This window comes from Embleya sp. NPDC020886, from assembly GCF_044333915.1.
Classification (GTDB): Bacteria; Actinomycetota; Actinomycetes; order Streptomycetales; family Streptomycetaceae; genus Embleya.
The window spans coordinates 429,659-445,900 of sequence record NZ_JBIRRX010000006.1 but is presented as its reverse complement, the minus strand read 5'-3'; the positions used below and the strand labels follow the sequence as shown (position 1 = coordinate 445,900).

General features: G+C 71.8%; 13 protein-coding genes and 1 pseudogene. 5 read left to right on the top strand and 9 right to left on the bottom strand.

From position 1 onward, the window contains the following. The first annotated feature begins 3 nt into the window (after window positions 1–3). Window positions 4–1,017, top strand: coding sequence for a methyltransferase (locus ACH4U8_RS23895; RefSeq protein WP_395780013.1), 1,014 nt, complete (start codon window positions 4–6; stop codon window positions 1,015–1,017). An 820-nt stretch (window positions 1,018–1,837) separates the two neighbouring features. On the opposite strand, the gene ACH4U8_RS23890 is transcribed toward ACH4U8_RS23895, so the two are convergent. Beyond that, window positions 1,838–4,540, bottom strand: a complete 2,703-nt coding sequence (locus ACH4U8_RS23890) for a hypothetical protein (RefSeq protein WP_395780011.1) — start codon at window positions 4,538–4,540, stop codon at window positions 1,838–1,840. 123 nt (window positions 4,541–4,663) lie between these two features. On the opposite strand from ACH4U8_RS23890, the gene ACH4U8_RS23885 reads away from it, so the two are divergent. Beyond that, complete coding sequence (locus ACH4U8_RS23885) at window positions 4,664–4,867, top strand: hypothetical protein (RefSeq protein WP_395780009.1); 204 nt, start codon at window positions 4,664–4,666, stop codon at window positions 4,865–4,867. Between the two features lie 238 nt (window positions 4,868–5,105). Here the strand turns inward: ACH4U8_RS23885 and ACH4U8_RS23880 are convergent, their stop codons facing one another. The 4 genes and pseudogenes from ACH4U8_RS23880 to ACH4U8_RS23865 all read right to left on the bottom strand — a co-directional run. After that, the gene (locus ACH4U8_RS23880; protein ID WP_395780007.1) at window positions 5,106–5,246 is read right to left on the bottom strand and encodes a hypothetical protein; all 141 of its coding nucleotides are present in this window, start codon (window positions 5,244–5,246) and stop codon (window positions 5,106–5,108) included. Between the two features lie 194 nt (window positions 5,247–5,440). Beyond that, a complete protein-coding gene (locus ACH4U8_RS23875) occupies window positions 5,441–6,865 on the bottom strand; it encodes an MFS transporter (protein ID WP_395780005.1) in 1,425 nt (474 codons plus the stop codon). A gap of 193 nt (window positions 6,866–7,058) precedes the next feature. Further along, complete coding sequence (locus ACH4U8_RS23870; RefSeq protein WP_395780097.1) at window positions 7,059–7,577, bottom strand: SDR family oxidoreductase; 519 nt, start codon at window positions 7,575–7,577, stop codon at window positions 7,059–7,061. Between the two features lie 29 nt (window positions 7,578–7,606). After that, a pseudogene (locus tag ACH4U8_RS23865) lies at window positions 7,607–7,807 on the bottom strand (SDR family NAD(P)-dependent oxidoreductase); the annotation flags it as partial. 220 nt (window positions 7,808–8,027) lie between these two features. Between ACH4U8_RS23865 and ACH4U8_RS23860 the strand changes: the two are divergent. Continuing rightward, window positions 8,028–8,765, top strand: coding sequence for a TetR/AcrR family transcriptional regulator (locus tag ACH4U8_RS23860; protein WP_395780003.1), 738 nt, complete (start codon window positions 8,028–8,030; stop codon window positions 8,763–8,765). 828 nt (window positions 8,766–9,593) lie between these two features. On the opposite strand, the gene ACH4U8_RS23855 is transcribed toward ACH4U8_RS23860, so the two are convergent. Beyond that, the gene (locus tag ACH4U8_RS23855) at window positions 9,594–10,001 is read right to left on the bottom strand and encodes a hypothetical protein (protein ID WP_360314992.1); all 408 of its coding nucleotides are present in this window, start codon (window positions 9,999–10,001) and stop codon (window positions 9,594–9,596) included. Window positions 10,002–10,799: 798 nt separating this feature from the next. On the opposite strand from ACH4U8_RS23855, the gene ACH4U8_RS23850 reads away from it, so the two are divergent. Together ACH4U8_RS23850 and ACH4U8_RS23845 are read left to right on the top strand one after the other, a co-directional pair. After that, on the top strand, window positions 10,800–10,988 hold the full coding sequence (locus ACH4U8_RS23850; protein ID WP_379990159.1) for a hypothetical protein: 189 nt from the start codon (window positions 10,800–10,802) through the stop codon (window positions 10,986–10,988). Between the two features lie 346 nt (window positions 10,989–11,334). Further along, window positions 11,335–11,841, top strand: coding sequence for a hypothetical protein (locus tag ACH4U8_RS23845; protein ID WP_395780001.1), 507 nt, complete (start codon window positions 11,335–11,337; stop codon window positions 11,839–11,841). Between the two features lie 780 nt (window positions 11,842–12,621). Here ACH4U8_RS23845 and ACH4U8_RS23840 read toward each other — a convergent pair. The 3 genes from ACH4U8_RS23840 to ACH4U8_RS23830 all read right to left on the bottom strand — a co-directional run bounded on the left by ACH4U8_RS23840 (window position 12,622) and on the right by ACH4U8_RS23830 (window position 14,757). Next, complete coding sequence (locus ACH4U8_RS23840) at window positions 12,622–13,011, bottom strand: barstar family protein (RefSeq protein ID WP_395779999.1); 390 nt, start codon at window positions 13,009–13,011, stop codon at window positions 12,622–12,624. 258 nt (window positions 13,012–13,269) lie between these two features. Then, window positions 13,270–13,851 carry a dihydrofolate reductase family protein gene (locus tag ACH4U8_RS23835; protein ID WP_395779997.1) on the bottom strand — a complete coding sequence of 194 codons (582 nt, stop codon included), beginning with the start codon at window positions 13,849–13,851 and terminating at the stop codon, window positions 13,270–13,272. A gap of 66 nt (window positions 13,852–13,917) precedes the next feature. Further along, window positions 13,918–14,757, bottom strand: coding sequence for a helix-turn-helix domain-containing protein (locus ACH4U8_RS23830; RefSeq protein WP_395779995.1), 840 nt, complete (start codon window positions 14,755–14,757; stop codon window positions 13,918–13,920). Between the last annotated feature and the right edge of the window lie 1,485 nt (window positions 14,758–16,242).

Below are 16,242 nucleotides of genomic sequence, written 5' to 3'. Positions count from 1 at the left end.
CGCGTGGTGCGCGCCGAGGATCCGACGCGGTGGTGGACCGCGGCCTACTCCGACGTGCCCGTGGTCGTGCAGGTGCACGACGGGGCTCCATGGGAGGCGGGGCAGACTGCATGGCCGTCGTCGTCGGTGTCGCAGCCCTCGATCGTCGCCGCGACCCTGCTCGCGCTCGAACCGGCATCAGGGGAACGGGTGTTGGAGATCGGCACCGGCGCCGGCTGGAACGCCGGGCTCCTCGCCCACCGCCTCGGCGGCGAGCGGGTCGTCACCATCGAGGTCGACCCGATCCTGGCCGCGAGCGCGAGCGGCCACCTGGAGGCCCTCGACCTGCGGCCGCATGTGATCACCGGCGACGGCGAACAGGGCTGGGCCGCAGGCGGGCCGTACCGGCGGATCGTATGCACGTGTTCGGCCACCCGCGTCCCCGGGGCGTGGTTGGAGCAGGTGGTGCCGGGCGGGCGGATCGTCACGCCGTGGGCCACCGCCTGGACCGCCTACGGCACCCTGCGCCTGGACGTCGACTCCGACGCGGCGCGGGGTCGGTTCGGGCCCGGTGGGGCGTTCATGGCCATGCGAGGCCACCGCTCCCCCGTCACCGACGTCGCCGACGTCGTCCGCCCCGAGCATCGGCCCGAGGAGTCGACCACGACGCTGTCGCCGTGGGCCGTCGCCGGCGGCGACCGCCACGACGAGGCCGTGATGGGGCTGCTGTTGCCCGGGCTGTGGACGCACTGGAACGACGACGTCGGCGAAGCCGGAGTGCGGTCACGGCTGTGGGTCGGCGACGAGGCCGGCACCTCCTGGGCGACCATCGACTACGACGGACACCGACTCGACACCTTCCGCGTCCGCCGACACGGACCCCGCCACGTGTGGGACGAGGTCGAGAACGCGTGGCGGTGCTGGAACGAGAACGGACGCCCCGCCTTCGACACCTTCGGCCTCGACATCCACCCCGACGGGCGACAACGCGTGCGGTGCGACACGACCGACGTCACCCGGACCGTCCCCATCCCCTGAACCGGACAACCTCGGGGCCGAGGCAAAGGGCCCACCGGAGGCCCGGCCACGGATGCGCCCACCTCGCGTCGCGCCGCCCAGGTGCGAGTGCGCACCGTCCGCGACGACGGCGTGAACGCGTGGATCCACGACGGCGACATCTCCTGGGCCGCCGTTACTCCGCGGCGGTCGGCGGCACGACGACGTCGTACCGGGCGCCTCGCGCCGGTTGGGAAACGAGCTCGCGCGGGGCGCAACGGGCCGAGGGCGGCGAGCAACCGCGCCGCTTCGACAACCGTCCCTGCGGAAGCGCGAGGGAGGAGACGCGTGATGTCTGCACGCACCGGCCGCTACTGCGGGTCCCGACGATCAAGGGAGGCTCCCGTTCCGCACGGGGCTCTGCGGATGCGCCGGGAAGGGGCCCGTTCGCGGTTCGCCGTCGGAGCGGGCCGTGCTGCGCGGATCGTGCGGCGCGGTCCGTGCCGACGCGGTATGCCGGTGCCAGGGTGGGCGGAAGTTTCACCCGCCCGAGTCGCGCGATCCGCGGAGCGCCTCGACCCGGGTGCCACGACCATCACGTTATGTCGAACGCATGCCCGCACACGTGCCGCGCGGCCGGGTTGGACGCCATGTGCGGGCCCTGATCACCGCCGCCGACGGCGCCCCCGACCGCGACCTCCTCAAGAAGGCCCGTGGCCGCCCTCGCGAACGAGGCGGCCGAAACCACGGACCCGACGAGCCCGTAGCCGATCCCCCTCGCATGGCGGGTTCAATGGCAGGTTCACCCGCGCGGTGCGGCGTCCCCCGGGCGAACCGGGTGGTGTCGCGTGGGCGCGGACGCCTACCAGGGCGCGGAGACGCTGCCGTCGGGCTCCCATCCATACCGCAGGATCTCGCTCTCGGGCTGCCGGTCCGAGGCCACGACACGAGCCAGATGCCCCAGCGCGGCGATGTCGCCGGCGTCGACGGCCTGCCGGGCGAGGTGTTCCGCGCCCTCGCGATCCCCGGCCCGCTCCCGCATCTCCACGAGGTACCGCAGCACGCCGGTGTCGCCGGCGTCGACGGCCCGCCGGGCGAGGCGTTCCGCGCCCTCCCGATCCCCGGCCGACTCCCGCATCCGCACGAGGTCCCCCAGCGCGAGGGTGTCGCCGGCGTCGATGCCGCACCGGTACAGGCGTTCCGCACCCTCCCCATCCCCGGCCCGCTCCCGCATCCGCGCGAGGTCCCGCAGCGCGACGGTGTCGCCGGCTTGCCGGGCGAGGCGTTCCGCGCCCTCGTGATCCCCGGCCCGCTCCCGCGTCTGCGCGAGGTCTCGCAGCACGGCGGTGTCGCCGGCGTCGCCGGCCCGCAGGGCCAGGTCTTCCGCGCCCTGCCGATCCCCGACCCGCTCCCGCACCCGCGCGAGGTCCCGCAGCGCGACGGTGTCGCCGGCGTCGGCGGCCCGCCGGTACAGGTCTTCCGCGCCCTCCCGATCCCCGGCCTCCCTCCGCGTCCACGCGAGGTCCCGCAGCGCGACGGTGTCGCCGGCGTCGGCGGCCTGCCGGTACAGGTCTTCCGCGCCCTGCCGATCCCCGGCGTCCCTCCGCATCCACGCGAGGTCCCGCAGCACGGCGGTGTCGCCGGCGTCGGCGGCCTGGCGGGCGAGGCGTTCCGCGCCCTCGCGATCCCCGGCCTCCTCCCGCATCCGCGCGAGGTCCCGCAACATGGCGGTGTCGCCGGCGTCGGCGGCGCGTCGGAGCAGGTGTTCCGCGCCGTCCCGGTCCCCGGCGTCCTCCCACCTCAGTGCGAGGTCCCGCAGCACGGCGGTGTCACCGGCGTCGGCGGCCCGCCGGGCCAGGTCTTCCGCGCCCTGCCGATCCCCGGCCCGCTCCCGCATCCGCACGAGGTCCCGGAGCACGGCGGTGTCGCCGGCGTCGGCGGCCCGCCGATACAGGCGTTCCGCGCCCTCCCGATCCCCGGCCTCCTCCCGCACCCGCGCGAGGCCCCCCAGCGCGACGGTGTCGCCTGCGTCGAGGGCCCGCCGGTACAGGTCTTCCGCGCCCTGCCGATCCCCGGCCCGCTCCCGCATCCACGCGAGGTCCCGCAGCGCGAAGGTGTCGCGGACGCGTCGGGCGAGCAGTACGGCGTGACGGTCGCGTCCGCGACCGGTCGCCCCGTCGACGAGGTGGACGAGTTCGTCCGGTGTGGCGATGTCGGCGGCGATCTCCCAGAAGGAGGCGGGCGGGCACACCCGGCGGCGTTCCGCGCGGCCGTGCTGTTCGAGGTAGTCGGCGAGCCGATACACCGGCCCTCGGCTCGCCGCCGGGTCGCCCGTGGGGCGTCGTCGGGGACGGCCGGTGCGGCGCAGGGGTGCGTGGGTGCCGTGGCCGGGGCGGGAGAGTTCGTCGAGTGCCGTCTGGGCCCAGTCGTCGTCGAGGGTGTCCCAGGCGTCGTCGTCGAGGTAGTCGGCGGCGGCGTCGACGAGGAACGCCCAGGGGAGGTGCAGGCCCATGCCCAGGCGTCGGGCGTCCATCGCCGCGCGCAGCAGCGCCTTCTCGGGTTCGGTGCCCTCGTGGTAGCGGCGCAACAGTTCCGGGGCGCCGGCCAGGTCCTGGGTGATCCGGCCGCTGTCGCCGGCTCGGGTGAGGGTGTCGGCCAGGTGCCGGTCGCCGCCTGCGGCCAGGGCGGCGGCCGTGCGCAGGGCGTCGGTGTCGAAGGTGTCGGGAACGGCGAGGGTCCGCCCGGCCAGGAGTTCGCGCACGCGGCTGTGCGGGTCCGGGCCGCCGGGGGGCGGGAGGCGAGTGTAGGCGCGGGCGTACTCCGGCCACAGCGTGCCCAGCACCAGGACCGGGGCGCGGCGCGGATCGGTGAGCAGGGTGTGCAGCGCGGCGGCGACCCGCTCGCCGACCCGGGGGTCGCCGAGGTAGTGCTGGGCCTCGTTCAACCACACCACCGTCTCCGGCCCCACCCGGACCAGATCCGCCGGCGCCGCCTCGGCCCGGGTCGGATCCCACGGATGCCACAACCGCCACCCCGCGTCGGCCAGCGGCTGCACCGCCTCCCAGCACGCCCGGGTCTTGCCCGTCGACGACGACCCGACCAACACCACCATCGCGCTGCGTCCGGACGCGGCCGCGGCCACCGTCTCTGCCAAGGCGCGGTCGTGGGCGCGTCCGACGTATCCGGGCAGCGTTCCGCCGTCGCGCCCGGGCGCGTCCGCGTCGGGCACGACGCCGGCGGGATGGACCTCCAGGTCGTGGGGGTGCCACGCCCCGATCGGCCGCCCCGGTCCCGTGTCGTGCCGCGCGGTCGGTACTGCGGCGCGGCGGCGCAGGTCGAGAAGCGCGGGCGCGTCCTCGCCGAGTGCGCGGGCGAGCGCGGCGACGGTCTCCGCCGACGGCACGACCCCGGGCCGCAGCGCCTCGTTGACCGTGCTGCGGGCCAGGCCCGCCAGGCCCGCGAGTTGCGTCTTGGTCCTGCGCGAACGGGCGAGCGCGTCCTGCAACCGGCGGTGCAGCTCGGCCGCCGCAGCGGCCGCGCGATCCCCGTCCCCGTCCCGGTCCATGGCCCCCCAAGGTCGCGTCGCGGTGTCCGACGGTGACCATCATCGACCGGAGCGGACACCGCCGTACGCGGTTTCACCCACCGTCGGAGTCGTCAACACCGCCCGACGACACCGGAGTCCGTCATGATCCTCGCCCTCGTCCTCACCGGCACCGCCCTGGTGGCCGTCGTGAGCCTGCTCGCCGCCGCAGCCGCCGCCAAAATCGCCCGCCTCGCCGGAACCCCCCGCCCCCGGGCCCTCGCCCACGGCGCCGCCGCGTTCACCACCACCATCACCCTCGCCGCGACCGTCACCACCACCCTGGCCACCCTCGCCACCTGCCTGTGACCCGAGCCGCCGACCTCGCCGACGCCCGTGCAGACCGACATCGACACGGGCGCCGGCGACCCCCGGTACGCGATGGGCAACCTCATCCTCGCCGTCGACGCCACCGGCCGCGGGGTGACCGGGTTCCCCGGCCCCGCCGGGGTCGCGTTCCGGTCCGGACCCCGCCGGGCAGCGGTCCCGTGAACGGGGTGGGGATGCCTTCGAGGCGTTCGAGCCCGAACGGCGTTCGTGTTGGTGTTCAGGGTGCGAGGGTGCGGTTGATCGGTGCCGGTACGGGGTCCGGCGGGCCTGGGAGCGGGGGTTCGAGGCGGCGGTACTTCGCGTGGTGCTCCTCGTCGGGGCGGGCCGCGACCACCACCGCGCCACCGCTGTCCGTCACATCCTCGACAGCCGGCGCGGAAAGCCGGGAAAACACCGTTCCCATAAGCGAGTTGACGTCCGTCACAAGATCATGATCCTCGATGGCTGCTCGGCGTCACCACGGACTACGGGTCAGAGCCGACGTTCGGACACCTCCCGCGCGGAGAGCCGACCTCCGTTGGGTGCGAGGGCCGGCTCTCCGGGGGTGAGTGGTCAGGCGGCCGAACGCGGCCTGCGATTGCTCCGCGCCAGCAAGGCGCACACCAGGAAGGCGGTGCAGGCCAGTCCGGCCGCGGTGAGGAACGCCGGGCGGAGGCCCGGTACGAAGGCGCCCGGAACCGCACCTGCGGCGTAGACCGAGATGATGACGGCCAGGCCGATGGAGCCGCCGAGTTGCTGCGCGGTCTGGAGGAGGCCGGAGGCCGACCCGGCGTGCTGCGCTTCGACGCCGAGCATGACCAGCGACGTCACCGGCATGAAGATCAAGCCGACGGAGACCCCGTTGAGAGTCATGGGAAGGCAGACGTCGAGCACGTAGCTGCTTGAGGTGCCGACGTTGCTCAGCCACAGGAAGCTGATGCTCAGGCCGAGCGTGCCGACGAGCAGTAGCGGTACCTGACCGAAGCGGGCGACCAGACGCGGGGCGACACGGGAGGCGGCGAAGATGCTGAGCGTCGTCGGGAGGAAAGCGGCTCCGGATTCGACCGGGTTGAAGTCCATGATCTTCTGGACGTACTGGACGACCAGGAAGAACATCGAGAATTGTCCGGCGGCGGCGAGTGCCATGACGGCGAGCCCGCCGAGCCGCTGTGGGCTGCGCAGCAGCGCCGGGCGCAACATCGGGTGGGGGATGCGCAGTTCGGTGACGGCCAACGCTGCGGACAGGATCGTGCCGACGGCAAGCCCGCCGATGGTCCGGGCCGAGGTCCAGCCGTGGTCGGGGGCACCGATCACGGCCCACACCACGGCGGCCGCGGCACCGACGGCGCAGACGGCGCCGATGACGTCGAACCGCTCGTGGCGCCGGGGGGTTTCGGTGACGTAGCGCCGGGCGAAGGCGAGGATGGCGATGCCGATTGGCACGTTGATGAGCAGCGTCCATCGCCAGGAGCCGGCTTCGGTCACCAGGCCGCCGAGGAGTAGGCCGATCGTGCCACCGCCCATGCTGACGGCGGAGAAGAGCGCGAGTGCACGGTTGCGCGCAGCGGGGTCGGGTGCGCTGGTTGCGACGAGGGCGAGCACTCCGGGGGCGGCGAGGGCTGCCCCGATTCCTTGTGCCGCACGGGCGGCGACGAGCCAGCCCGGAGACTGCGCGAACCCGCCCAGCAGGGACGACAGGGTGAAGACGGCGAGGCCGATCTCGAAGACGCGGAGCCGGCCGTAGACGTCGCCGAGCCGGCCGCCGAGCAGCAGTAGGCCGCCGAAGGCCAGGGTGTAGGCGTTCAGCACCCACGACAGCGCGGCGGGGCCGAAGTTGAGCCCGGTCGCGATCCGGGGAAGCGCCACGTTGACGACGGTGGTGTCCAGGGTCAGCATCAGTTGTGCGCCGAGGACGATGGCGATGCCGACGGCGGTGCGTCTGCCGGTCGCCGGCTTGGTGGCGGGTGCGCCTGAGCGGGCGCGTGCCGAGATGATCACGGTTGTGGTCCTGCCTTGTTGGTCGGGCGCTTGTTGAGGGGTCCGTCGCTCGGGTGCGGACGGCGGCGATGGCATGGGTGGAGGCACCTGGGCGGACGACGTCGGGGTCGGTGCGCAGGCGAAAGCGCGTCCGGGGCCGTGCGGAGCGGTTCGGGCGCCGCACGGCCGGCGCGGTCGGAGGTGGGCGTCGGCCCTACAGCACGGTCGGACCGCCGTCGACGAACAGTTCCATGCCTGTGATGAAGCCGGATTCGTCGCCGGACAGGAACATGACGGCCCGGGCGATCTCGTGGGGCTCGGCGATCCTGCCCGTGGGCTTGTCCTTGCCCATCGCCTTGATGGCGCCTGCGACGACGTCGGCGCCGAGCGCCTGGTCGAGTGTGCTGCGCAGTGACTCGGTGTTCACGGCGCCGGGGCTCGTGACGTTGATCCGGACGCCGGAGCCTTTGATGTCCTGGATCCACCCGCGGGCGGCCTGGGCCACCGCTGCCTTGGATGCGCGGTACAGGCTCATGCCGACCCGGGCCTGGGTCGATCCGGTGTAGCCGATGATCACGACGGTGGCTCCGTCGGCGAGCAGCGGCAGCGCCTTCTGGATCGTGAACAGCACGCCCTTGACGTTCGTGTCGAAGATCCGGTCGAACTGCCGCTCGGTGATCGCGGGCAGTGGTGCGTGGTGGCCGAGGCCGGCGTTGGCGACCACGGCGTCCAGGCAGCCTTGCTCGTTGTGACATACCGGTAGAGGTCGTCCATCTCGGCGGAGCGCATCACGTCCGCCTTCAGCCCGGTGCGGCCGGCCCCGATCGAGGCGACGGCACTGTCCGCCGCGGACTGGTCGGCGCCGGCGAGGACGACCGTGACGCCGTTCGCGACGAACTCCTGCGCGACGACGTAGCCGATGCCCTGCGTGCTACCGGTAATGACGGCGACCTTTCCAGTCATGTCGGTCATTGGAGTCTCCCCCCTTTTTTCGCTTTCCCAAGTGCCGAACATCCGCCTCCGGCAGACCTGCGGGGGGTGCGGCGTCGACGGCGTGTGCAGCCGGAAAGCCAATGTAAGTACCGTCTTACATTGTTAATGTAATGCTAGCCTCACATAGGAGTCAAGGCAGAGTGGCCGGGTCACCGTGGTGGCTGCGGACTGCGAAGGAAGGACCGGTCGCATGGCTCGATCCACGTACCATCACGGCGATCTGCGCGCCGCGCTCATCCGGGCCGGCTTGGAAGCGATCGCCGACAACGGCATCGGCGCGCTGTCGGTGGCGGAGGCGGCACGGCGCGCCGGGGTCAGCCCGGGAGCGCCGTACCGGCATTTTCCGAGTCGGACCGCCCTGCTCATGGCGGTGGCGATCGAGGCGGCTCGCGAACTCACTGCGGACATTCGGGCGGCCCTGACCGCGGCGGACGCCTCCCGACGGGGAGCGTCCTCGACTGCGACCGTCCCCGTCCGCCCCGCCGACGGGGACGACGCGGTCGAGGCGCTCGCCGCCACCGCGACCGCCTATGTGCGCTTCGTGGCCCGCCGCCGCGCGGGTCTGGAACTGATCTTCGCCCGCGAGCTGACCGGCAGCAACGACCCCGACCTCAGCGCTGCCGGCCGCGAACTCACCGACCTTCTCCTGCCGCTCGTGCTCACGCTGACGGCTGGGGATGCGAAAGCCGCGCTGGACCTGCTGGAGCAGCACTTCGCCGCCGCCCACGGCTACGCGGCGTTGTACCTGAGCGGGTTCATGCACCGGCGTTACGACGACCTCGAGCAGTACGGCGCCAGGGCAGCCGCCGTCACCCGCGTCTTGGCCAAGGCCGCCATGCACGAGGCGCAGCAGGACCCTGTTCTTCTCCCCCGCGCCGACGAACGTGGACCGACACCGGACGGAAGCGGCCGCCGGAGTGCATTTTGATCGGACACGTCGACGACCCGGCGGTGCTCCGTCACAGCCATGACCAGGCCCACGGGTCGAGGAGCGGCTCACCGCGTGGCCGGCGCCCGGAGGCTTGGCCTTCAAGCTTGGCCTCAACGAGGGAACACCCAGGGCGGCGTGATCAGTCCGCTGTTGCTCGACTTCGCGGCCGGGCTGCGGCGGCCCGCTGGGGCTGATGTCGTCGTGTACCGCCGCCGTGATCGGGGCGCGCGGCGGGCGGCGGTGTATGCGGATCGTGCGTTGGTGACTCAGGTGGGCGGCGGCCGGTACGAGGGCAACGGGGTGGGGCGGTTGGCGACGTTGTCGGCGTCCACGCCCTCGACGGTCGCCGGGATGCTCTTCGACCTCGATGCTCACCCGGGCTTGTGGGTGCTGGAGATCGACACCGGGACCGGGGACTGTGCCCTGCGCCTGGTCGTCGACGCGCACGGGCGGTGCGCGAGTGGGCCGTTCACGATGGCCACCGCGTTCCCGAAACGCCGGCGGCAACGCCCCGACCGCCACCACTACGGCGCCGCGTCGCGGCCGTCCGATTGGGCCGGTGTCGCCGTCGCGTCCACGACCGCGCTCGGCCGGCACGACGTGGTCTCCGGGCCCTTCGACCCCGTCGGCTTCGTCGCGGGCCGCTCGTACCCGACTGCCTCGCGCAGCGCTGGTGTGGGTGTCGGCGGGCACCATGTCGGCGGGGTGTTCGTCCCGCGGCCGCGACTCCGCAGCGGGTCGTCGGCTTGGACGCGCGAACTCGCAGGTTGGCGTCGTGCCGCCCGAGCGCCTGGCCTGGTTGGGCCGCCGAGGCAGGCTTGCGGGTCACTCCCAGACGGTGGCCTCGAAGGTGACCGCTTTGCGGGTGGGGACGGCGGTGATGCGCAGGTAGGCGGTGTGGCCTTCCTCGGTCTGGACGCACATGCGCATGCCCTGGGCCAATTTGCCGCTGCTTTCGGCGCCGCGTTTGGCGATGGCCTGCCGACAGTCGTCACGGGTCGGGTCGGGCCCCTCGGGCGCAACGATCGCGATGACATCGCCCGCATGGCCGAGTGTCAGGTCCGGGAGGTTGAACCCGATCCAGGCGTCGCCGCCCTTATTCCCGGGTTGGGCGAGCGGCGGCGAACTGTCCAGGTCGACGTTGTTGGCGTCCTCGGTGAGGATGACGCGCACCGGTCCGGCCAGCACCTTCGCGGGCTGGTTCGCCGTCGGCGCGTTCCCGCCGCCGGACACGGGCGGCACCTTCCCACCACTCGATGCCGACGACGCGGCCGCGCCGGTGTCTGTCGGCTGCCCCTTACCGTCGTCGGAACCCGAGTTCGTGGCCAGTTGGATCGACACCAGGATCCCCGCTACGGGGATGACGATCCCCACGACCCACCACGCCCATCTCGGCTGATCGCCCACAACACTCCCCCGCGGATACATCGTCCAGGCCCGGAGATCCTACCAACGGCAGCGTGCTGCCGAGCCGGAGCGGACGCGCGGCCCATCGGCCCGGCGCGCATGCCGACCCGGCTGGGTGGAGGCTCTTGACACGAAAGCAAGATCCGCCTGGCCGTGTCCGAGGACGAACATGCCGCCTTCGACGCGGAGATCGCGGCGCGACGGCGCGACGGCGCGAGTACGGCCGGGCCGGACACCGGTGCCGCCCGACCCGGGTCAGGACGGCGAGAAATCGTGCAAGTCCTCGTCCCACCAGTCGGGTTCCGTGTCATCACCTGCTGCACTCTGTCACCGGCGTTTGGGTACGGGACGCCTCGACGGTAGTCGGAGGCACCTTGTCGGCGTCCTGTCGCAATGTAGATGGCGAGTGAGACGGGCGCGGCCGGACGGTTGCCATGTCGTTCGAGAACACGGCGTTCCGCTTTTCTCGAACGACATGGCTTCGCGGAAACGGCGGTGGAGATGTCCGACACGAGAAATCGGGTGAGGTCGTGTCCACCACCGGTTTACGATGCGGCCGGACCGGCATCCACCGGATGCCCGGGAGCGATTCCCCCCGTGAGCGCGGGTCGGGCGGAGGTTTGGTTGAGTCGGCGCAGGTATGTGGCCCGAGGAGTGCCCGGCGGCTATCGGATCTGGGACAACAGGGCGCGCCGATGGTGGGGCGACTTGTACGAGTTGTGTCCCGACGAGCTCGTGGTCGCCTTGAACGGTTCCACGACCCCGGAAACGATCACGGCGCTGTTGAAGCGCTACAGGGCACAGAAGCGGTAGCCCCGGAACCCGAATCCCCCGTGGACCCATTCGACATCGTCCGAGTCCATCGGCCACCCCCGCCCGGAGTCACGTCACACTCACTCGCGAACGACCGTGACAGACACCGTGAGACCACGCACACGACAGAGACCGAATCAGCCGTACGAGGTACAAGACCTGTCGACATCGCCAAGTATGCGAGAACTTGCCATTTCGTCCGGGCTTGCGGATCGGGGCAACTCGCCGAACAGGCGACCCCGTTGATGCGCGTCCTGAATAATCGGGACCGTTGTCGCTTCGTGGCGCGTGCGGCCACCGCCACAGACTTCGACCACCACGGAAGACATCCCAGGGGGACACGTTCATGGCAACGGATGCGGAACGCGCACTCGGCACCTTCTTACGCAACCATCCGACGGACAACGGCCGTCGCGGGTGGGTCGCGGTCGTCGAGATCCTGGTCGGCGTGGCCCTCGCGGCCATTGCGGTTCCGGTGACCATCACCGTCTTCACCGACGAGCCGGATGGCTCGACCCTGGCCGGGCTGCTGTGGGGCGGTGCCCTCATCGGGATCTGCTTCGGACTCCCCAACGGGCTGCGGGTCACGACCAGGCACGGGGAGCTCTTCGTGCTGCGACAGGACGGCCTGGTCTACCGGCGGACCGGTGAGACCCGGGTGGTCCCCTGGACTGCCATCCGCCGATCGGCCGACCACGGGATGAACAACGCCCTGGGACGGCTCATGGGCCGGGACGTGCATATGAGCATCCGGGTCGAAGGCGGCGGGAAGCTGCTGCTGACGGGCTTCACCCAGGACGCGGCCGGCCTCGCCGCCACGATCCGGGCTGCCTGCCCGCAAAGCCGCCGATGACGCCTCCAAGACCGCGAACGTGTCCGGCACCGAGTGGCCGGCCGTAGCTTGGGCCCGCCGAACGGCGAAGGTCACCGAAGGCGTCCATCGCCACCGGGCGCCCGGCCGTCCGAGCGAGCCCGTGGCACACGGCGCGACGACGCCATCCGCGCGCAAATACTCATGCCTCGCAACGAGACCCTACACAGTTGGCCGGCCTGCGAATCCGACCCCGGAAGCGGACTCGAAGCCGCCCCGGGCCGAGCCGAGATCGGCCGGCGCCTCGTCGGTCCACAGCTCGTCCAGCCGATGTTCGTCGCCGGTCGCCCAGGCACGCACGATCGCGTCCCAGCGGGCGGACGTTGACGCTGCGATGCCAGGCCACGCCGGGGCAGCGGTGCGGATCGCGGACGCCGGAGCCCCGCCGGGTCGCGTGGTGAGCGCGGTCGGTGGAAGGAGCCGGGGAGTTCGGGTGACGTCGACGAATCGCCGCTCGCAGGTCGGGCTGTCCCGCCTGTTGGGTGCGGGCGCGGGTCTGCGCGAAACGGTAGGAGTCGGTGCCCATGGGCCCGGCCGGGTGGTCGGCGCTTGAACACTGCCCGGCCCATCGCACGGGTCAGCGGACCGACAACCCCCACATGATCGTCGCGCGGATCACCAAGACCGGCCGGGCACCGGCCTCGACCGCCTATGTCAGCCACCTCCCGGACCGCTGCGGCCTCCCGCCTCGAACCCTGTGGGGCAACCCGGCTCGTCGACCACGTCGACGCAGGACGCCTGCCATGGGTCCGAGCAACCGAGCTACTGCAGCCGCAAAACGCCGGGAGCGCGATTCTCGAAGACCTCGACCAGTTGGTCGAAGACGGTCGGTCCGCGCTGGTCACGGGCCGCGGCCAGTCGCGCCGCAAAGGCGGTTCGGTTCGAGGGGTGGCACCGAGACCTACGAAGCTCCAGATGGCGGACCGTCTCCGAGTATCCGAGATGGTCACGAGACACATCGTGATCGCGCCATTCGACGATGTACTCGTCGACGTCGGGGTGTCCGGGGCCGCCACTGAGGCAGTCGGCAAAGGCATCGAAGTTCCTGCCGAAGTAATGGCGTCCGGGACCGTCGAAGGCGTCCATGACGACCCGCCAGAAGTCGTCCAGCGTTCGAATCCGTGTTCCGTCCAGTACGTATACCGCAGTCATGATCCGCAGGATACGTCCACCTCGGTGGCTTGCTCATCCCCATTGAACCCGTGCAGTTCAGCCGCTGCCTCGCCCAGGTTCGCCGGAACATGTGTGCTTTGGCGATTCCGACGTCGGCGCCTTCACCGACCCGAGGCTCCGCGCGGCCATCGCCGACCGGCTCACCTTCACGAACAGCGACGCGCAAACGCGGCCGGAGGCCCGATCTTGTATCAGCGTTGGCGGTGGACCTCTTCGCATATACCCGCTCCGGATCGGTCAACGGCGCACCCGACAGCGCAGGTGAAGCACCCGGTTGCCCTGAATCGCCACGTCGGGATCCTCCAACAGGTGCTGCGCGTGGACCGACCCGAAGTAGCGCTTGCCGGACCCGAACACGACGGGTACGACGTCCATGCGCACCTCGTCGACCAGGCCCGCGGCAAGCACCTGGCCACCGACGTCGCCGGCGGCGACCTCGACCATGCGGTCACCCGCAAGCTCCTGTGCCTTGGCCATGGCTGCCTCGACGCCGTCGACGAAGTGAAACGGCGCCTCGGGGTCCCAGCCCTCGGGCTCCGGCCGGTGCGTCACGACGACCACGTGGTCGATCCCGCCCGGAGGCTTCCCCTCCCAGCCGTCCGTCATGTCGAAGACGTGGCGGCCGACGACCGTCGCCCCGATCCCGTCCCAGTACGGCCGGGTGTAGTCGTAGGACGTCTGCGACACCTTCAGCTCGCCGCTCTCGTCCAACGGGACGTCACCGCCGGACAACCAGTCGAACAGCGGTCCGGGCTGGTCGTTCTCGTCCGCGACGAAGCCGTCCACCGACACCGAGCCGTACATGACCACCTTGCCCACGGGGCCTCCTCTTGCTTTGGGGTGCCCTCAAATTAGCGTGTCGTGAGCTGTCGCTCTTGTAAGAAATCAATCGGCCGGCAGTGGCCAGCGGTCCAGTGCGTGGCCGGGATGTTCGCGCAGGAACCGCCGCCGGACTTCGATGTACCGGGTCGGCGTGAGCCCGGTGAACGCCCGGAACTCGTGGCCGAAGTGCGCCTGGTCGAAGTAGCCGGCGCCACCGGCGACGTCGCCCCAGTCGATCGGTCCGGCGGGGTCGATCGCGAACACGGTGGCGGCGAAGCGGTGAGTGCGGGCCAGCCGCTTCGGCGTGACGCCGACGAGCTCCTTGAACCGCTGTGCCAGATGAGTACTGCTGACACCGGCCGCCACGCTCAGGTCGCCGATCGCCACCGCCCCGCCGGTCGCCGCGATGACGCTGCTCGTATGGCGGACCAGCCCCAAGCCGGCGGTCTCGCGCAGCCGTCGCCTCAGCTCCTCCTCGAGCAGTGTCAGCATCTCGTGCGGTCCGTCCGCCGTGGCCAGCCGGTCTCGCAGCTCGGCTATGGCGGGCCGGCCCCAAACCTGCTCCACCGTCACCGGCCGGTCACACAGCTCGGCCGCGGGCATCGGCAGGAACGGTGCCGGCCCCCACGGCTTGAAGTGCACGCCGACGGACCGGGTCCGGGGTGGGTAGCCGAACTCCAACGCGCGGGTGGGCGTGGTGACCACGCAGCCGTCGGCGTACTCGGCCGTCTCGATGTCGGTGCCGGCGCGGATGCGGAACGGCGCCCCGAGGTTGACGATGAGCAACGCCGACGGCATCGGCGGCAGCGTCAGCCGGGCGTACGGCGACGCACCCTCCAGGTAGTAGAGGTCGTCGATCAGCCCGTCCAGCGGCGGTCGCGGCACTCTGGACACGTACTCCACGCGCACAGCATGGCCGACGCCCCGCCGGCATCGCGCGCCGGGATGGTCCAGCCTCTGCTCCCGGGGCGAGGCCGCTGACACCCCGGCCGACACCGTCGAGGTTCCGTGCGCGTGGAAGTACGGGATGGACTCCCCGGACTGCGGCCGACCCATCCGGTAGACCTGCCTGCCGTTGACCGTCATCGTCGTGAGGTGCTCGTATCCGACCCGCCGGGACCCCTCGGCCAAGCTCTTCGCGTCGGAGGAGTCGTTCGTCGACGACCGCCACGCCCCACGCGCGACATCATCGAATCGGTGCTCTCCGCCTGGGGTGGGCGGGCGAAGTCGCGCCGGAGCGGCGGCGGTGGTGGTGGCCGTCGGCAGCGTTCGGAGTGTCTGTACGGGGCGGCGCCGTCGGAGCGGAATGCCGCCCGTGGTGAGGAGTTCGCGGAACTTCCGCGTTTGTCGCTCCGGCGTTCGCCGAGAAGCCTTCACGGTACCGATCATCCACGTGATGGCGGTTCGGGACGTCGCGCGTTTCCGCGATGCCGATTCCGATGTTCGAGGCCGAGGTTCTCCGGTGGATGACGACCGGTACCCGGTTCATCGACCGAGCCGCGTCGTCCATCGCGGCCTTGATCCGGGAGACCCGCCGAGGTTCGACAATTCCTGGTGGGTCAGGACGAGTTCGAGTCCTCCGTAGCCTTGGGGGCGCTGGTCCACAGCAGTTGGCGGAGACCCCTGGCAGCCCCGCAAGGGGCTCCAGGCCGTGATCCTCGGGAGCCGGTGCAGACGGGCGGCTGCTTCGGCCTCGTCGTGGGCCGGGCCGGGGAAGGTGGGGTCGTGCCGCCCGAGGGCGGTGGCCAGGCGGTGCGCGCCCAGCGGGGTGTCGCCGGTCTCGGCGCCGACGGACCGACGGACCGAAACAGGCGGTCGGCCATCCACAGGCCACCGCGAGCCCTCGGCTTCCCGCAGCAGTGGGTCACCGATCCGGGTGTAGGCGGCTTCCGTCTCCCCGCACCAGCGAACCGCGAACCGAAGCGGGCCCGTCGGCACGGTGGCCGTGGTTGGTCCGTTCGACACCTCGCGCATCAAGTCGCCGACCTCACCGGGGAGACGACAAGGCGCGAGCCATGGCCACGGATGGTCGGATGGAACGGGCCAAAGCGTGCCCCGAACGGCGAACGTGGCCCGTGCGTCGCGGTGTTGGCTGCCGGCGCGGCGCGCGCGATCCGGCGAACGCGGTCGCCTTGGGGAACGGATGCGCCTCGCGGTTCCGTTCCGGCTTGCCGGCTTGCCGGCTTGCCGGCTGCGGGAGGGTGGGCCGAGCAGGCTGCTGCGGTGGGTTCGCGGAGTGGTTCCGGTGCGCGCTCACGACGCCATCGCCGGTCGGCCCTCGTGGCATTCGCGGCACGGATCGACGCCGCGAACTCCGGGCCGCGCACGGTCACAGTCGTCGCATGTCCCCATCACCTGCGGTCCGGGATGGGGAAGCGGCAGGCCCAG

Coding starts and splice junctions, on each gene's coding strand:
- ACH4U8_RS23840 (WP_395779999.1), bottom strand. CDS start 13,011: ATGACTGCGGTATACGTACTGGACGGAACACGGATTCGAACGCTGGAC.
- ACH4U8_RS23885 (WP_395780009.1), top strand. CDS start 4,664: ATGATCCTCGCCCTCGTCCTCACCGGCACCGCCCTGGTGGCCGTCGTG.
- ACH4U8_RS23890 (WP_395780011.1), bottom strand. CDS start 4,540: ATGGACCGGGACGGGGACGGGGATCGCGCGGCCGCTGCGGCGGCCGAG.
- ACH4U8_RS23845 (WP_395780001.1), top strand. CDS start 11,335: ATGGCAACGGATGCGGAACGCGCACTCGGCACCTTCTTACGCAACCAT.
- ACH4U8_RS23860 (WP_395780003.1), top strand. CDS start 8,028: ATGGCTCGATCCACGTACCATCACGGCGATCTGCGCGCCGCGCTCATC.